At 64.5% G+C, this 16150-nt stretch carries 12 protein-coding genes; 10 read left to right on the top strand and 2 right to left on the bottom strand.

Going from position 1 to position 16150, the window contains the following annotated elements:
* Positions 1-86 precede the first annotated feature (86 nt).
* Positions 87-764, bottom strand: coding sequence for a lipopolysaccharide kinase InaA family protein (locus HOLFODRAFT_RS0205515; protein WP_005036790.1), 678 nt, complete (start codon positions 762-764; stop codon positions 87-89).
* Positions 765-833: 69 nt separating this feature from the next.
* On the opposite strand from HOLFODRAFT_RS0205515, the gene HOLFODRAFT_RS19615 reads away from it, so the two are divergent.
* From HOLFODRAFT_RS19615 to pgl, 10 genes are all read left to right on the top strand, one after another.
* Positions 834-1646 (top strand): class III extradiol dioxygenase subunit B-like domain-containing protein, encoded by an 813-nt coding sequence (locus HOLFODRAFT_RS19615; protein ID WP_005036792.1) that lies wholly within the window; start codon positions 834-836, stop codon positions 1644-1646.
* Positions 1643-2647, top strand: coding sequence for an AmmeMemoRadiSam system radical SAM enzyme (amrS, locus tag HOLFODRAFT_RS0205505; RefSeq protein WP_005036794.1), 1005 nt, complete (start codon positions 1643-1645; stop codon positions 2645-2647). Before HOLFODRAFT_RS19615 ends, amrS begins: the two co-directional genes overlap by 4 nt.
* A 76-nt stretch (positions 2648-2723) precedes the next feature.
* On the top strand, positions 2724-3974 hold the full coding sequence (locus tag HOLFODRAFT_RS23840) for a methyl-accepting chemotaxis protein (protein WP_005036796.1): 1251 nt from the start codon (positions 2724-2726) through the stop codon (positions 3972-3974).
* Between the two features lie 110 nt (positions 3975-4084).
* Positions 4085-4768, top strand: a complete 684-nt coding sequence (locus HOLFODRAFT_RS0205495) for a TetR/AcrR family transcriptional regulator (RefSeq protein WP_026939071.1) — start codon at positions 4085-4087, stop codon at positions 4766-4768.
* A gap of 232 nt (positions 4769-5000) precedes the next feature.
* Entirely contained in the window at positions 5001-7694 is a 2694-nt protein-coding gene (locus tag HOLFODRAFT_RS0205490; protein ID WP_005036800.1) for an alpha-L-rhamnosidase-related protein, read from the top strand.
* 109 nt (positions 7695-7803) lie between these two features.
* Entirely contained in the window at positions 7804-9495 is a 1692-nt protein-coding gene (locus HOLFODRAFT_RS0205485; protein WP_005036801.1) for a hypothetical protein, read from the top strand.
* 14 nt (positions 9496-9509) lie between these two features.
* Positions 9510-12107, top strand: coding sequence for an MGH1-like glycoside hydrolase domain-containing protein (locus HOLFODRAFT_RS0205480; RefSeq protein ID WP_005036804.1), 2598 nt, complete (start codon positions 9510-9512; stop codon positions 12105-12107).
* 42 nt (positions 12108-12149) lie between these two features.
* Positions 12150-13121 (top strand): phosphogluconate dehydrogenase (NAD(+)-dependent, decarboxylating), encoded by a 972-nt coding sequence (gene gnd / locus HOLFODRAFT_RS0205475; RefSeq protein WP_005036807.1) that lies wholly within the window; start codon positions 12150-12152, stop codon positions 13119-13121.
* Positions 13118-14641, top strand: coding sequence for a glucose-6-phosphate dehydrogenase (gene zwf, locus HOLFODRAFT_RS0205470; protein WP_005036809.1), 1524 nt, complete (start codon positions 13118-13120; stop codon positions 14639-14641). Before gnd ends, zwf begins: the two co-directional genes overlap by 4 nt.
* The gene (pgl, locus tag HOLFODRAFT_RS0205465; protein ID WP_005036810.1) at positions 14635-15324 is read left to right on the top strand and encodes a 6-phosphogluconolactonase; all 690 of its coding nucleotides are present in this window, start codon (positions 14635-14637) and stop codon (positions 15322-15324) included. The genes zwf and pgl overlap by 7 nt, the downstream gene beginning before the upstream one ends.
* A 48-nt stretch (positions 15325-15372) precedes the next feature.
* Here the strand turns inward: pgl and HOLFODRAFT_RS0205460 are convergent, their stop codons facing one another.
* The gene (locus HOLFODRAFT_RS0205460) at positions 15373-16002 is read right to left on the bottom strand and encodes a cobalamin B12-binding domain-containing protein (RefSeq protein ID WP_005036812.1); all 630 of its coding nucleotides are present in this window, start codon (positions 16000-16002) and stop codon (positions 15373-15375) included.
* Between the last annotated feature and the right edge of the window lie 148 nt (positions 16003-16150).

Below are 16150 nucleotides of genomic sequence, written 5' to 3'. Positions count from 1 at the left end.
GCGAAGCGGGGCGCCCCAAGCACCCTGCCCCTGGATGACTTATTTGTCTGTGTCCATCCTGTTTATCTGTGGACTAACTTGCTTTTTTACTGCATAAAATCCTGCTGGATCTCCTCTGGCGCCCCGAGCTTCCGCAGGCTCCGCGCGAGCCTCTCCCGGTAGCGCTCCCGCAGGTCGGGGGCATCGGTCCAGCGGGCCTTGTCCCAGTCCAGCAGCAGGATGCCCTGGTCCCCCACCATCACGTTGGTGGCGTTGAGATCCGGGGACCAGAGGTGCCATTCAACCAGGGCATCAATGGCTGCCCCCAGGGCGGGGAGCACCCCGGGGCTTTCCCAGCACTTTGGCCAGGGCGTGGCCTCGGCATAGCGCGTGAGGAGGACGCCTTCCACCCCCCAGCCCCGGCGGCGGTGGGCGATGCCCAGGGGTTCCACGGTCGGGAATCCGGCCTCCCACAGGGCCCGGTGGACCTCCAGTTCCTGGCGGAAGCGCACGGGGTCGGGATAGGTCCGGCGATTGATGAAGCGGACTAAGCCCCCGCGCCGATAGGGACGGAGCACCAGATCTCCGGCCCGGATCACGCCCCCACGCCCGAAGGCCGAGGGGATCTCCGATGCGGCTTCCGGGAGCTGCAGCCCGGCTGCGGCCTCCAGGTTCCAGCTGCAGCCAAGGCTGGGAAGGGAGACGCCTTCGCGCAGGGCCACCGGAGCCAGGGGCGCTCTGGGGGCGAAAGGCCACTGCTGGGGAAGGGGGGGGGCCTGGGACATGTCTCAATCTTGCCTGCTCTTCGGGTTCGACCGATAGGGTGGTGCATCTTCCCTCCCTGGAGGTGCCCTGTGCCCCTTCTCCCTCCCCGTGTCGCCGTTCTCATGTGCCACGCCCCCATCGTGATCCCGGCCATTTCGGGAGAACGGGGCGGGGACTGTGTTTCCACCACCCGGGCCATGGCCGAGGCTGCACAGGTGCTGGTGGCGGCGGAGCCCGAGACCTTGGTGGTCCTTTCTCCCCATGCCCCCAGGCACCAAGGTGCCTTCACCTGGAAGAGCGGAGGCCGATGGGTGGGGAGCTTCGCCCCTTTCGGTAGACCGGAGCTGCGCATGTCTTTCCATGCGGACCTGGATGCGGCCGATGCCCTGGCGCGGGCCTCCCTGCAGAAGCGGGTGCCTCTGGACCCCTCCGATGACAGCCCGATGGATCACGGTGCCCTGGTTCCCCTATGGTTCCTCCGGGAAGCCGGCTATCAGGGAAAGGTCCTGATCCTGGGTTTCCCCTGGCAGTCCAGCGAGGCGCTCGTGGAATGCTTTGCACTGGCCCTGGGGGAGGCCATGGCCGAAGGGGGAAGGTCCTGGGGGCTGGTGGCTTCCGGGGACATGAGCCATCGCCTCCTGCCGGGGGCTCCCTCGGGCTTCCATCCCAGGGCCCGGGACTTCGATCAGGCGGTGGTGGATTGCGTCCGGGCAGGCCGACCCGGCGATGTGGTCAGGATCTCCGTGGACTTGCGGGAACTGGCGGCGGAGGATGTGACGGAGAGCCTGATGGTGGCGGCCCCTCTCCTTGGGAGTAGGCCCGTGGGGCATCGCTTCCTCTCCTATGAAGGCCCTTTCGGGGTGGGCTATCTCATCGCCATCCTGCGAAGTGAACGGCCATGAACTCCGCCCGCTGGTGGCGATCCCTGGAGGGTGGGCGTGTGCTTTGCGAACTCTGCCCCAGGGGCTGCCGTCTGGCCGATGGCGATAAGGGATTCTGCCAGGTGCGCCGGGCGGAGGGGCACGCGCTCGTTACCGATGCCTACGGCGTATCCAGTGGCTTCTGTGTGGACCCCATCGAGAAGAAGCCTCTCTACCACTTCCATCCAGGGGCCCAGGTGCTCTCCTTCGGGACCATCGGCTGCAACCTGGGGTGCTCCTTCTGTCAGAACTGGCCCCTGAGCCGGGGGCAGGCCCGCCTCCATGCCACCCGGCCCGAGGATATCGTGCGCATGGCCCTGGCCCAGGACTGCCTGGGAGTGGCCTTCACCTACAACGAGCCCATTGTCTCCGCTGAGTTCTGTCTTGAGGTTGCCGCCGCCTGCAGAGAGGCAGGACTGGCTGCGGTGGCGGTGACCTCGGGCTACATCTCCGACAAGGCCCGGGAGAGCTTCTTCGATGCCATGGATGCCGCCAATGTCGATCTCAAGGGCTTCACGGAGGCCTTCTACCGCGATTACTGCTCTGCGCGTCTGGGCCCGGTGCTGGAGACCCTGGAATACCTGGCCCAAAGGAAGCGCACCTGGGTGGAGGTGACAACCCTTGTGATTCCCGGTGCCAATGATGGCGAGGCCGAACTGGAGGCCCAGGGGCAATGGATGATGGAACGCCTTGGGCCTGGGGTGCCCCTGCATCTCAGTGCTTTCCATCCCGATTACAAGCTCCTGGATCGCCCCCGGACCCCCCTGTCCACCCTCCAACGGGTCCGGGAGATCGTGGAAGGGCAGGGGCTTCGATACGTGTATCTAGGCAACGTCCGGGACGAGGATGGGGGTACTACCTGGTGCCATGCCTGCGGGCGCAGCCTGATCGAGCGAGAGGGCTTCGAGGTGAGCAGCCTGGAGCTCTGGCATGGGGCCTGCCCTGAATGCGGAGAGAGGCTTGCCGGCGTATTCAATACTTAGGTTGTGGGTGCAAGTTGGATGGCAATGTGCAAAAATCGACTCATACAGCCCAATCCCATTGTTGTCCGGAGGTGTGATGAAAATCCGCTGGTTTTCCAATTTATCCGTGGGGCGGAAGATTGGGCTCGTTGTTCTGCTCTTCGTGATCGGGACCTTCCTCGGAACCGGCCTTTCGCTGAAGGACGCATACCGTGAGCAGAAACGCCTCGAAAATGTCTATGGGATCCTGGCGCCAGGGGCCGAGCGTGAGGCCTTGCGGAAGGCTGGCGAGATCCTGGAGGAGGGACGTCAGGCCACGCGCGCGACACTGGTGGGCAATGTGGCGGGTGCTGCTGTCACCTTCAGCATCTGTATTTTCTTCGCCTATCTCCTGGCCAGCGGTGTCCAGGGAGCCCTGAATGCTTTCCAGAAAACCCTTGGGGTGGTGGCCCAGGGAGATCTGACCAGCCAGGCCGAAGTGGGGAGCCGGGATGAGATTGGGAAGATGGCGGAGACTCTCAACTCGATGGTCGTGCAGCTCCGCCACCTCTTGACTGGGGTGAAACAGGGGGTGGAAGGCGTGGCCAGCGGGGCCGCGGAGCTCTCGGCTTCTGCTGAACAGATGTCCGCCACCACGTCTGAGATCGCCCGCAGCACCGAGAACCAGCAGAACGCTGCCGAGGGCATGGCCGCCGCCGTGGCCCAGCTCTCCGCCTCCATCGACGAGGTCAGCCGTGCGGCCCAGACCTCCCTGGAGCAGCTGGAGCGGGCCCTGGAGGCCACCCAGCGCGGGGACGCGGCCGGAGGCGCCACCCAGGAGGCCATGCGTGGTGTCACGGAAACGGCTGGGCGCATCGCCAGCGCTGTCACGGTCATCACCGAAATCGCCAATCAGACCAATCTGCTTTCGCTCAATGCCGCCATCGAGGCCGCCAAGGCCGGAGAGCACGGGAAGGGCTTCGCCGTGGTGGCTGAGGAGGTTCGCAAGCTGGCGGAGCGCAGCGGCAGTTCCGCCAAGGAGATCGCTCACCACATTGAGGAGGCCCGGTCCGCCGTGAACACCGGTGAGGGCAGGGTGACGGATACGGTGGCGCTTCTCAAGCAGATCCGCCAGAGCCTGGAGCAGTTTGCCATGCAGACCCGCGAGTCCGCCGCCGCCATGGCGGAGCAGTCCAACGCCGGGGGCGAAGTCGCCCGCCAGGTGGATCAGACCGTGCAGGAGGCCGTAGCTGTGGCCTCCGCCGCCACCCAGATGTCCGCCACCACCTCGGAGGTGGCCCGTACGGCCGCCGATCTGGCCCAGCTGGCTGAGGGGCTCCAGGCCCAGGTTGCCCAGTTCAGGGTGTAGGGATCTGAAGGGCGGAAAGGGTTTCCCGATTATCGGCTTTGCTCAGCCGGAAAAGACATGAGCTGGGGTCGCCAGGATAGACAGCCGGATGGGCGGTCGGCTGTGGCCAAATGCGTGACCCATGCGAACATGAATCCATGGGTTTGAGAGAGATCAACGAGAAACGGACGAGGGAGCTCATCGAGCAGAAGGCTCGAGAGCTGTTCTGCGCCAAGGGGATTGGGGAGACCGATCTCAAAGAGATCGCCGAGGCAGTGGGCATCCCCCGGACGACCTTCTACACCTACTACCGGGACAAGAACGAACTTGCGACGGCGGTCTACCTCCGCAATCTGCAGGCCCTGCTGAAACCCCTCGAACTCAAAGCCCTGGAAAAGCGGTGGAAGGCGTGCAAGGGGGATGTCAGGGCTTTCATCGTTGGGGTCACGGATGCCTCCATTGCCCACTTCGTCAAGGATCCGGACGTCCATCTCTACGACTTCGCCTACAACCTCCAGGCGGCCAAGGCCCACCAGGATCCCACGGCGCTGGCGGGGCATGCTGCGGATGCCGCCGCGGGGATGGCCTTCTACGCCGAGAGGGTCGAGGAGGCTATTCGGGAGGGTGAGCTGCGGGGCTGCGAGAACAATCAGGACTTCCAGGATCGGGTGGTGTTCCCTCTCCTGGCCTACTTTGTGCGCCTGGCGGTCTTCGAAAGGCACAAACCCCAACCTGACTATGCTGCAGCCGCCCACAAGGCCCAGGATTTCCGGGACCTTTTGCTGATGGGCGCCTTCGGCTCCCGGGGGGAGTGAGGGCGGGAATTGTCATTCCGCGTGTGATGGCCGTCACAGGGTGACGGCTTTTTAGTATTTGCAAGTCTGATCGCTGAATCGCTGTTGACGGCGGGTGGGCGGATGTGTAAATTTATTTCGACACAGCGTCGATAATTGAACTTTGAGTCGATATTTTGGTATTTTATTAATATTCAAATAGATCGACTTATCTTGTTTGTGCGGTGAAATCCGCCTTTTATTGGAGGTTAAATTGAGTAAGTGCCTCAGATACTCCCATCGCCTCGGTCCCCTGGCTGCTTTGGGGGCTTTGACCTTCATGCTCGCCTGTGGCGGCAGTGGGGGCGGGTCCGCTGCCAGCGATAGCGCAGGCCCCTGGCCCACTCCCCCCACCTCCGTGGCCTATGCCAGCAAATACGGCACCTTGAGGCCCGCAAAGGTGGTCAGCTCCACGGGGGTCACCAATCCCGAGAACGCCAAGACCGGGGAAAGTATCACCCTGACCTATCCGGCAGGGGGCACAGCGCCTTCCATCGTGCTGGACTACGGCCAGATCGTCGGGGGCTACCCCCAGTTCCAGGTTACGGCCCTGGAGGGGGCACCCACCCTCAATACGACCTTCACCGAGGCCTTCACCTACGTGGACACCGGGGACCAGACCCCCTACCTGGAGACAGCCCTGGAGCCGGCCCGTTCCATGAACTACAGCCTCATCTCTCCCAGCTTCGTCCGGAACCAGCTCCTCCAGGGGGGACAGCGCTACCAGAAGCTGAGCCTCACGAGCCCCGGTACTTCGGTGACCCTCAGTGCGGTCTCCCTGGATTCGACCTTGGCCGCCCCCAACGTTTCCCCTGACGCCGCTGGATACTTCAGCTCCAGTGACGCCACCCTGAACGCCATCTGGCAGGCCGGGGCCTACACCCTGGAGGCCAACCGCATCGATGCCTTCAAACTGCCCTCCCCCTGGACCCTGACCTCCGAAGGGGCCCTCATCGCCCCGAGCAACCCGGCCATGTACCAGGGCCTCTCCTTCAACGGGACCGGAGGCGTCACCACCTTCCTCTTCCGGGTCGAGAAGGGCGGGGTCTCCTGGACCGTCAATGCCACCTTCCCCTCGACTGTCCAGTTCACCCTGCGCGCCACCGATGACGCCACTGGCCCCAACACCCTTACCGGGAGTGCTGGCGGCAGCTTCAGCGCCTTCCTGAGGGCTCCCCTGGATTCCGTCAGTCTGGCAGACAAGGGGATCACTCTGACGCCGGGCACTTGGCATACGGTGACCACAACCTGTGCTCCCATTTTCAGTGGCGGCACCATCACAGTAAGCCTAGACGGGACAGATATCGTGACAGGTCTGAACCCGGCGGAAGCCATTGCCGCCTCGCCCCTGGCAGCTGCCATCCCGAGCTACCTGGCCCTGGGCAGCTTCGGCTTCTTCAATCAGGTGGGCCACTTCGCGACCATCAAGGATGTGAGCCTCTCTGCCACGGACCTCCATACCTTCACTCCCAAGACCTATACCGCAGCCTTCACGGACGGAGATTCCTCGGTGCTGGACGACTTCGGGGTGGGCACCAATCTGGTGGCCGCCTTGACCGACGGGGCCAAGCGGGACCGTGAAGTCTGGTCCGGCGACCTGCTGGTTTCGGGCCCCTCCCTCTACTACAGCACCGGCAACCCCGAGCCGATCCAGGGTTCCCTGACCCTGCTCGGCAAGTATGTGGACGCCGACGGTCAGGTGGCCTCTGTGCTGCCCCCCCAGAGCTCCCTGGAGCTCAATGAAAACCGGAGCGCTGCCCCCAGCAACCCCTGGTACAGCCTCGGTTACTCGATGTATTTCGTGAATATCCTCCACGACTACTACATCCATACCGGTGACCTTTCCCTGGTCTCCCGCCTCTGGCCTTCCGCCCAGCAGGAGCTTGCCTATCTGGCGGGCAAACAGGACGGCACCAGTCATCTCCTGGTGACGGATTCCGGCTCCGGCTTCACCTGGCACCCCCAGTTCGACGCGACCCAGGCTGGCACAGTGGCTGAATTCAATGTGGACTACGTCCGCACCCTTCAGCTTGCCAGCGAACTGGCTACCGCCCAGGGACTGGATACGGACGCCGCGTCCTACTCTGCCACGGCGGCGACGGTGAAGACTGCCGTCAATGAGACGCTCTTCAATGGCAGTGTCTACGAAATCAGCAACAACCGGACCGGGTATGTGGCCCAGGACGTCAACAGCAAGGCTGTGCTCTACGGCGTGGCTCCGGAGGACAAGGTGGAGGGCATCTTCTCTGCCATGGATTCGGCTTTGGACAACACCTACGGTCGTCTGGCATTTGATCAGGCCTACTTCACGGCCTACAACAACGGGGCCGGGGTGGTCAGTCCCTTCATCTCCAACTGGGAGATGCTGGCGCGCCTGGAGAAGGGCGATACCGCAGGCGCCCTGGCACTCATCGGCAAGGTCTGGGGCCGGATGATGACGGAGAGCAACTATTACTCCGGGGCTACCTGGGAGTCCTTCAATGCCACCACCGGATATCCCGTGGACGACAGCATCAGCTTGGCCCATGCCTGGTCTTCTGGGCCCACCGGCGCTCTCTCCAAGTACGTGCTCGGCGTCCGTCCTGTGAGCGCTGGCTTCCGGACCTGGATCATCAAGCCCCAGATGGGCAGCCTCTCCTGGGCGTCGGGTCGTGTGCCGACCCCCTACGGCCCCATTACCTTCAAGTGGGCCAAGAACCATGAGGGCACCCCCTTCAAGGCTGAGCTGGTCGTGCCTGCCGGCACCTCGGGTACCCTGGCTGTGCCAGTGGTCTCTGGTGCCCAGGTGGTCCGTATTGACGGCACCGTGGTGACACCTGCCTCCAGCTCCACCCTGGGTGGTGTGACCTATCTGAACCTGACTGGCATCCAGCCCGGCACCTACACCATCGAAGTCAAGAACAGCTGAGGCGCCTCATTCCGTAGCCCCCGGCCTCCGGCTGGGGGCTTTTTCATGGAGGAGTGGCGATTTCGACCATCCTGTTGGATAGTGGATGAACACTTTGTTTGGAGCCGCTATGGCCTTGCTTTCCCGTTGGACTTTGGCCTTGAGCCTTGCTGGCTCCCTGGGGGCCCAGTCCCTTCCCGATGCCCTGGCCATGGTGCCGGAGGATGCGTCGGTTCTCATCATCCTGAAGGAGTCCGGAATCACCGACCGGAAGTTCCAGGCCTTCACGGGCCGTTTCGGCAAGGGCTCCTCCTTCCACGAGTGGAAGACCCACTTCGGCCGGGATCTGGAGGGCCTGGGGAGCGGGCCTGCCCTCTTTGTGGAGCAGAAGCGTCCTGAACAGAAGGCGTCAAGCGATGTCCTGCTGGCGCCCGTGGCCAACTACAAGGCCCTGCTCAGGGAGCTGAAGGCTGTGCCCAGCGGCAAACTCCATACCTTCAAGCGGAAGAAGCAGGCCTTTTTCATCGCCTCCAGGGCTGGTTTCGCTCTCTTCTCCAAGGACAAGGCCCTGCTCCAGCAGGTCCTTCAGACCCAGGGGGGGCTCCAGGCGAGCCTTTCCCCCCAGCTCCCCTGGCTCCAGTCCCATGACGTGGTGGGCGTGGTTCCCGAGAAGACCTTCCGCACGGCCATGGCCACTGCCAAGGCGGATCTGGAGAAGCCGGACAAGGCGGAAGCCCAGGCCTTGCCCACCGCCAAGGCCACCAAGGAGATGGTCAAGCTGGCACTCGAGGCCCTGGACCGTTCCGCGAGCTACTTTGCCTTCTCCATGGACCTGCCGGAGGATCGCAGTCTCAGGGCCTCGGCCAAGCTCTTCTTCCGGCCCGGGGCGCCCATGGCCTCCTGGGCTCCCAAGGCGTCGGTGCACCCGCTCCTGGGGGTGCCTACCACACCCTACGCCCTGGCCATGGGGGGCCCCAGCCCCAAGGGGGTTTCCACCTGGATGACGGACGTCCTGATGCCCCTCTTCTACCGGGAGTGCGCTCCCGGGGATCTTCAGTCCCTCAAGAGCATCCAGGGCGAGATTCAGGGGAACGTCCGCTCCGCCGCCTGGATCCTGGGGGCTCCTGTGGCTCCCGGGCGCGGGCTCCTCTCGGGTACCAGCGCCGTCCTGAAGGTGGAGGATCCTGCCCGCTACATGGACAGCCTGGAGCGTCTCACCCGCCTCCAGGCTGATCTGGCGGCCAAGAAACCCAAGGGAGAGGCCGGGACCCCGGTGCCCCTTCCGGTCTTCACCCGGAATGTCCTTCCCGGCGCTCCCAGTGTCACGGTTTCCACGCCCCTCGGCCTTCCTGATTCCCGCCCGCAGGATCTGATTTTCCAGGGAATGATCTTTGGGGGCGATCGTGTCGAGATGAGTCTGGCCCAGGCTGATGAGCACACCTTGGTGGCGGTTGTGGGGGGGGCCGAGGTTCTCCAGCGGAACCTGGATGCCTACCGCACGCCCCTCGGAACCCTGGAACAGGAGGCGGGCGTCAAGGCTGTGGACGCCCTGCTTCCCGCCGAGACTCCCTGGCGGCTCTATCTCCACCCTGGGGGGATGCGGGACTTCGCCCACTCCGTCCTGGAAACCCTCCCCCTCCTGCCCGGTGGCAAGACCCTCCCCAAGGTGGACACCGCTCCTCCCGTCGCCCTGGGCCTGCGCATTGATGCCCAGGGGGCGGACCTGAGTTTCGTGGCCACGGGAAGCACCCTGGACGCCCTCGCGAAATGGGGGAAGGATGTGAAGCAGCTCTTCCCACAAGAAAGCACCTGTGGAGACTGAAACCGAGCCCTGACATGGATCCCGACCTTCCCCCCACCCCAGAGGATCGCCGTCTGGCCGATCCGAGGCCCTGGCGTCGCTGGGGCCCCTACCTGGGGGATCGCCAGTGGGGGACGGTGCGGGAGGACTACAGCCCCGGGGGCACTTCCTGGGAAGCCTTCCCCTTCGAACACGCCCACCTGCGGGCCTACCGCTGGGGGGAGGATGGCCTGGCGGGTTTCTGTGACGAGGCCCAGCGGCTCTGTCTGGGCCTCGTGTTGTGGAACGGGGTTGATCCCATCCTCAAGGAGCGCCTCTTCGGCCTCACAAACCGGGAGGGCAACCACGGGGAGGACGTCAAGGAGCACTACTACCACCTCGACGCCCTCCCCTCGGGTGCCTACCAGAAGATGCTCTACCGCTATCCCCAGCGGGCCTTTCCCTATGAGCTTTTGCGGGAGGAGAACCGACGTCGGGGGCCCTGGCTGCCGGAGTTCGAGCTGGCGGATACCGGTGTTCTGGCGGAGGACCGCTTCTTCGATGTCCTGGTGGAGTACGCCAAGGGGGAACCCGAGGACATCCTCATGCAGGTCACGGTCCGGAACCGGGGGCCGGAGGAGGCCAGCCTCCACGTTCTGCCCCAGCTCTGGTTCCGCAACACCTGGAGCTGGGATGGTTCGGAGCGCCCCTCCATCCTGGCCGAGAGCGGGACCCTGGCCACGGCACGGCATCCGCGCCTGAAAACCCTGCACCTCCATGTGGAGCCCGGCAGTGAGTGGCTCTTCTGCGAGAACGAAACGAATGCCCAGGCTCTCTACGGGTGCCCCGGGCCCCGATTCCCCAAGGACGCCTTCCATCGCTTCCTGATCCAGGGCGAGGAGGGGGCCGTGAACCCCGAACGTCGCGGCACCAAGGCGGCGGCCCATCGGCAGCTGAGCCTGGCCCCCGGGGAGTCCCGGACCCTCCGGGTGCGTCTGGGGCGCCACGAGCTGGAGGAGCCCTTCGAGGACTTCCAGGGGATCCTGGAGGCGCGGCGGCTGGAGGCGGACGCCTTCTACGCAAGGGTCCTGGGGCAGTCGGACCCGGAAGCCCGCCGCATCCAGCGGGAAGCCCTGGCAGGGCTTCTGTGGAGCCGGAAGTTCTACCACTTCGATGTCCCCCTCTGGCGGTCGGGAGATCCGACCCAGCCTTCGCCGCCGCCCGGACGCGCCCGCAACGCCGAATGGACCCATCTCAACAACGCCGAGATTCTCTCCCTGCCGGATGCCTGGGAATACCCCTGGTACGCCGCCTGGGATCTGGCCTTCCACTGCCTGCCCCTGGCCATGGTGGATCCCGAGTTCGCCAAGGAGCAATTGGTGCTGCTCACCCGGGAGTGGTACATGCACCCCAATGGGCAGCTCCCGGCCTACGAATGGGCCTTCGGGGATGTGAATCCCCCGGTCCACGCCTGGGCGGCCTGGCGGGTCTACCAGATGGACGGGGATCGGGCCTTCCTGGAGCGGGTATTTCATAAGTTGCTGCTGAACTTCACCTGGTGGGTGAACCGCAAGGACCCCGATGGTCAGAACGTCTTCCAGGGGGGCTTTCTGGGGCTGGACAACATCGGGGTCTTCGATCGCAGCTCCACACTGCCCCAGGGCCAGGTCCATCAGGCGGACGGCACGGCCTGGATGGCCATGTACTGCCTCAACATGATGCGCATCGCCCTGGAACTGGCTCTGCGCAACCCCGTCTACGAGGACACCGCCACCAAGTTTTTCGAGCATTTCCTCTACATCGCCAAGGCCATGACCAGCATGGGGCACAGCGGCGTGGCCCTCTGGGATGAGGAAGATGCGTTCTTCTACGATGTGCTGGAGACCCCGGAGGGGCGCCACGAGCACCTGAAGATCCGATCCATGGTGGGCCTGATCCCCCTCTTTGCCGTGGAAGTCCTGGATTCGGAACTCCTGGAGCGTCTGCCGGAGTTCCACCGCCGCATGAAGTGGTTCCTGAAATACCGCCCCGATCTGGCGGGACTGGTGAGCCGCTGGGAGGAACCGGGGCAGGGGGAGCGCCACCTCCTTTCGCTGTTGCGGGGGCATCGCATGAAGCGGATCCTCGCCCGGATGCTGGACGAGGGGGAATTTCTTTCGCCCTTTGGGGTGCGCTCACTATCGAAATACCATCGCGAGCATCCCTACGCCTTCTGCGACGATCGGGGTTTCTGCACCCAGCAGGTGAAATACCAGCCCGGGGATTCGGACACCCGGCTCTTCGGAGGGAACTCCAACTGGCGTGGGCCTGTCTGGTTCCCCGTGAACTTCCTGATCCTGGAGTCCCTGGGAAAGTTCCAGAGCTACTATGGGGACGAGTTCCGGGTTGAGTGCCCAACCGGGAGCGGGGAGCGGCTCAGCCTGGGGGAGATCCGCGATGAGCTGCGGCGCCGTCTGGCCTCACTCTTCAGGACGGACGGGCAGGGGCGCCGCCCCGGCGTGGACCTTCTGCATCAGGATGCCCTCGGCAATCCACTCCCGCTCTTCCACGAATTCTTCCACGGCGAGACGGGCCGGGGACTGGGGGCATCCCATCAGACAGGCTGGACGGCCCTCATCGCACAGATTCTGCATCCCGACGGATCTGGCCGATGAATTCAACGCTGTGGCGAGAGCCGCAGGCCTTTGGAGGACGACATGCAGATAGGCTTGGTGGGGCTTGGGCGGATGGGCGCGAACATGGCCAGGAGGCTGATCCGGGGCGGGCACCAAGTGGTGGTCTACAACCGTGGTCAGGAGGCCGTGGAGCGGCTGGTCGCCGAAGGGGCCATCGGTTCCACGTCCCTCGCCGATCTCGTTGCCAAGCTGGAGCGGCCCCGCCATCTCTGGGTGATGGTCCCTGCCGGGGGGGTTACCGAGCAGATGGTGGGGGAGCTGGGCTCCCTGCTGGTGAGTGGCGATACGATCATCGACGGAGGCAACACCTTCTTCAAGGATGATGTGCGCCGGGCCGCGGAGTTGCGGCCCCGGGGCATCCATTATGTGGATGTGGGCACCAGCGGGGGGGTCTGGGGTCTGGAGCGGGGCTACTGCCTGATGATCGGGGGGCCGAAGGAGGCGGTGCAGCGCCTGGACCCCGTCTTCCGCACACTGGCGCCGGGCAGGGGGGAGATCCCCGAGACACCCGGCCGGGCGGAAGGCACGGCCGAGGAGGGCTACCTCCACTGCGGTATCGCCGGGGCCGGCCATTTCGTGAAGATGATCCACAACGGCATTGAATACGGCCTCATGCAGGCCTACGCCGAAGGCTTCGACATCCTGCGGAGCGCCCGGAATCCGGAGCTTCCGGAATCCCAGCGCTTCAGCCTGAACCTGGCGGATATCGCGGAGCTCTGGCGGAGGGGAAGTGTGGTCAGCTCCTGGCTCCTGGACCTCTCCGCCGCCGCCCTGGCCAAGGATCCCGAGCTGGAGGGGTACACCGGCGTCGTCCAGGACTCCGGGGAGGGGCGCTGGACCATCCAGACCGCCATTGAGGAGGCGGTGCCCGCCGATGTCCTTTCCGCCGCCCTCTATGCCCGATTCCGTTCCCGCCAGGAGCACACCTTTGCGGAGAAGTCTCTGTCGGCCATGCGGGCCGGCTTCGGTGGCCACCAGGAGCCCAAGGCATGAGCCCTGATTCCATCAATCTCACCCGGATCGGAAAGCCCGGGAAGCCTTGTGTCATGGTCATCTTCGGTGTGGCCGGGGATTTGGCTCAGCGGAAGCTTCTGCCGGCTCTCTACTACCTCGCCCACCATCGCCTGCTCGCTCCGGAGTTCGCGGTGCTGGGGGTGGGGCACCAGGAGATGGACGCCGAGACCTTCCGGGAGCACATCCGGGAGGAACTGCCCAAGTTCGCCCCTGGCCAGGTGGACCCCGACCTGGTGAACGAGCTGCTGGGCCGCATCCACTACCTATCCGGGGAGTTCGGGGATCCCGGTACCTTCGAACGCCTTCGGGTGCGGCTCGCGGAGCTGGACCAGACCCATCACACCAAGGGCAACTACTTCTACTACCTGGCTACGAGCCCCTCCTTCTTCGCACCCATCGTTGAGCGCCTGCACACGGCGGGCCTGACCCAGCAGGAGGGTTCCTGGCGCCGGGTGATCGTGGAAAAGCCCTTCGGGTCCGACCTCAAGAGCGCCAGGGCCCTCAATCGGAAGCTCCTGGACTACCTGGAGGAATCCCAGATCTACCGGATCGACCACTATCTGGGCAAGGAGACGGTGCAGAACATCCTGGCTTTCCGCTTTGCCAATGGGATCTTCGAGCCCCTCTGGAACCGGCAGTACATCGACCACGTCCAGATTTCCGTGGCAGAGACCGTGGGGGTGGAGCAGCGGGGCAACTACTACGAACACTCCGGGGCGCTGCGGGACATGGTGCCCAACCATCTTCTGCAGCTCGTGAGCCTCATCGCCATGGAGCCCCCCATCTCCTTCCAGGCCGATGCCGTGCGGGACGAGCAGGCCAAGGCCGTGCGGGCCATCCTGCCCCTGACCGAAGAACAGGTGCTCAGGGATACCGTCCGGGGGCAGTACGGAGAGGGCCTGGTGGGTGGACAGCGAGTGTCCGGGTACCGCCAGGAACCCCGGGTGGATCCCGAATCCACCACCGAGACCTTTGCGGCCATGAAGCTCCATCTGGACAACTGGCGATGGGCGGACGTTCCCTTCTATCTGCGCACCGGCAAGCGACTCCAGGCCCGAAACACCCACATCGTCATCCAGTTCCGCCGTGCCCCTTTTGTGCTCTTCCGGGATACGCCTGTGGAGGACCTGAGCCCCAACCAGCTGGTGCTCCACATCCAGCCCGAGGAGGGCATGTCCCTGCGCTTCGCCGCCAAGCGCCCAGGGCCGGTCATGCGTCTGGGCACCGTCGACATGGACTTCGAATACGGGGCCACCTTCGGCCAGGTTTCCAGCACGGGCTACGAGCGGCTCCTCCTGGACTGCATGATCGGGGATGCCACCCTCTTCCAGCGTTCGGACATGGTGGAGGCTGGCTGGGGCGTGGTCCAGACGATCCTGGACGTGTGGAAGGCCCTGCCTCCCAAGTTCCCCAACTATGAGGCCGGGTCCTGGGGCCCCAGGGAGTCCGGGGCCATGCTGGAGCGGGACGGTCGATCCTGGCGGGACTTCCCGTGCTGAACCCTGAGGTGGTGGTTCATGACGCACCCCAGGCGCTGTTCGAAGGGGCGGCCCGGCGCTTCCTGGCTTTGGCCCAGGGCTGCCTGGAGCGTCAGGGGCGTTTCCGTGTTGCCCTGGCGGGAGGCTCGACGCCGATGGGCCTCTACGTCCGCTTGGCCGAGGCCGAATTCCCCTGGGAGCGCATCGACTGGTTCTGGGGGGATGAGCGTCGGGTACCGCCGGAACATCCGGATAGCAACTACGGCATGGCTTGGAAGACCCTGCTTTCCAAGGTGGCCGTGGCCCCTGACCGGGTCCATCGAGTGGAGACCGAGTTCCCGGATGCTGCTGAGCGATACGAGATCACCCTGAGGGCGGTCTTCGGGGAGGCATGTCCCCGTTTCGACCTGATCCTGCTGGGCATGGGGGCCGATGGCCACACGGCTTCGCTCTTTCCGGGCAATGCTGCCTTGGAGGAGTGTCAGCGCCTGGTGGTCGCCACCCAGGTGGCGGGTCTCGGGGAGCGCATCACCCTCACCCTCCCCGTGCTGAATCATGCTGCAGCCGTGATGTTCCTGGTGAGTGGCCGGGAGAAGCGAGAGGCCCTGCGAGCGGTTCTCAATCCGGAACCCCGGGTGCCCCCCCGTCCGGCAGGGCTGGTCCAGGCCCCCCGGGTCTGGATGGTGGACGAAGCTGCTGTGTGAATAAAAAAACCGGCACCGAAGTGCCGGTTTCTGGAGTTGCTTCAGAAACTACGAGATACCCAGCAGCTTCTTGGAGTATTCCACGGAGTCCTGAGCGGTCTTGCAGTAGGCGTCGGCGCCCACGTAGTTGGCAGTGGTCTGGTCGCAGGGGCCACCGCCGATGAGGATCTTGACGCCGTCACGCAGGCCGGCGGCCTCGATGGCGGAGATGCACTCCTTCATGCCGTCGAAGGCGGTGGTCAGCAGGCAGGAGATGCCGACAACCTGGGGCTTGTGCTCCTTGATGGCCTCGAGGTACTTGGCGGTGGGGACGTCCACGCCGAGGTCGACGACCTTGAAACCGTTGCAGCTCATCACGGTGGTCACGATGTTCTTGCCGATGTCGTGGATGTCGCCATAGATGGTGCCCATGACCATGGTGCCGTGGGAGGGGGCGCCGCCACCGGCCAGATCGCCACCGATGAGGGCGGCGGCTTCCTTGAAGATCTCAGCGGACATGATCAGCTCGGAGAGGTAGTATTCCTTCTCTTCGTAGCGCTTGCCGACGATGTTCATGCCTTCCTGCAGCTTCTGGATGATCTCCAGGGCGGGCACGCCCTGCGCCTGAAGATTCTTGACTTCCTTGACGAGGACCGATTCCTCGAGGTCAGCCATGGCGTTGATGAGGGTCTGGCTCATGTCATTGCCTTTCATGAGAGTGGGGGGGTTGAACGGTTGCCTTAGTGATATTGAGTTCGCGTCAACTTGTTTGTCAACTGATCATTTCAGTTTGGTCAGACCAGTTGTAAAGGGTTGACTCTAGAATAGATAATCTTTGTGATTGAGT

Origin of the sequence: Holophaga foetida DSM 6591 (genome assembly GCF_000242615.2) — a bacterium.
In the GTDB taxonomy this organism is placed as follows: Bacteria; Acidobacteriota; Holophagae; order Holophagales; family Holophagaceae; genus Holophaga; species Holophaga foetida.
This window is presented reverse-complemented; position numbering and strand designations above follow the sequence as displayed.

What these genes read in the sequence shown, in the direction of transcription:
- gnd (WP_005036807.1), top strand. Translation starts at nt 12,150, where the DNA reads ATGCAGATAGGCTTGGTGGGGCTTGGGCGGATGGGCGCGAACATGGCC.
- HOLFODRAFT_RS0205485 (WP_005036801.1), top strand. Translation starts at nt 7,804, where the DNA reads ATGGCCTTGCTTTCCCGTTGGACTTTGGCCTTGAGCCTTGCTGGCTCC.
- HOLFODRAFT_RS0205480 (WP_005036804.1), top strand. Translation starts at nt 9,510, where the DNA reads ATGGATCCCGACCTTCCCCCCACCCCAGAGGATCGCCGTCTGGCCGAT.
- zwf (WP_005036809.1), top strand. Translation starts at nt 13,118, where the DNA reads ATGAGCCCTGATTCCATCAATCTCACCCGGATCGGAAAGCCCGGGAAG.
- amrS (WP_005036794.1), top strand. Translation starts at nt 1,643, where the DNA reads ATGAACTCCGCCCGCTGGTGGCGATCCCTGGAGGGTGGGCGTGTGCTT.
- HOLFODRAFT_RS0205515 (WP_005036790.1), bottom strand. Translation starts at nt 764, where the DNA reads ATGTCCCAGGCCCCCCCCCTTCCCCAGCAGTGGCCTTTCGCCCCCAGA.
- HOLFODRAFT_RS23840 (WP_005036796.1), top strand. Translation starts at nt 2,724, where the DNA reads ATGAAAATCCGCTGGTTTTCCAATTTATCCGTGGGGCGGAAGATTGGG.
- HOLFODRAFT_RS0205460 (WP_005036812.1), bottom strand. Translation starts at nt 16,002, where the DNA reads ATGAGCCAGACCCTCATCAACGCCATGGCTGACCTCGAGGAATCGGTC.
- HOLFODRAFT_RS0205495 (WP_026939071.1), top strand. Translation starts at nt 4,085, where the DNA reads ATGCGTGACCCATGCGAACATGAATCCATGGGTTTGAGAGAGATCAAC.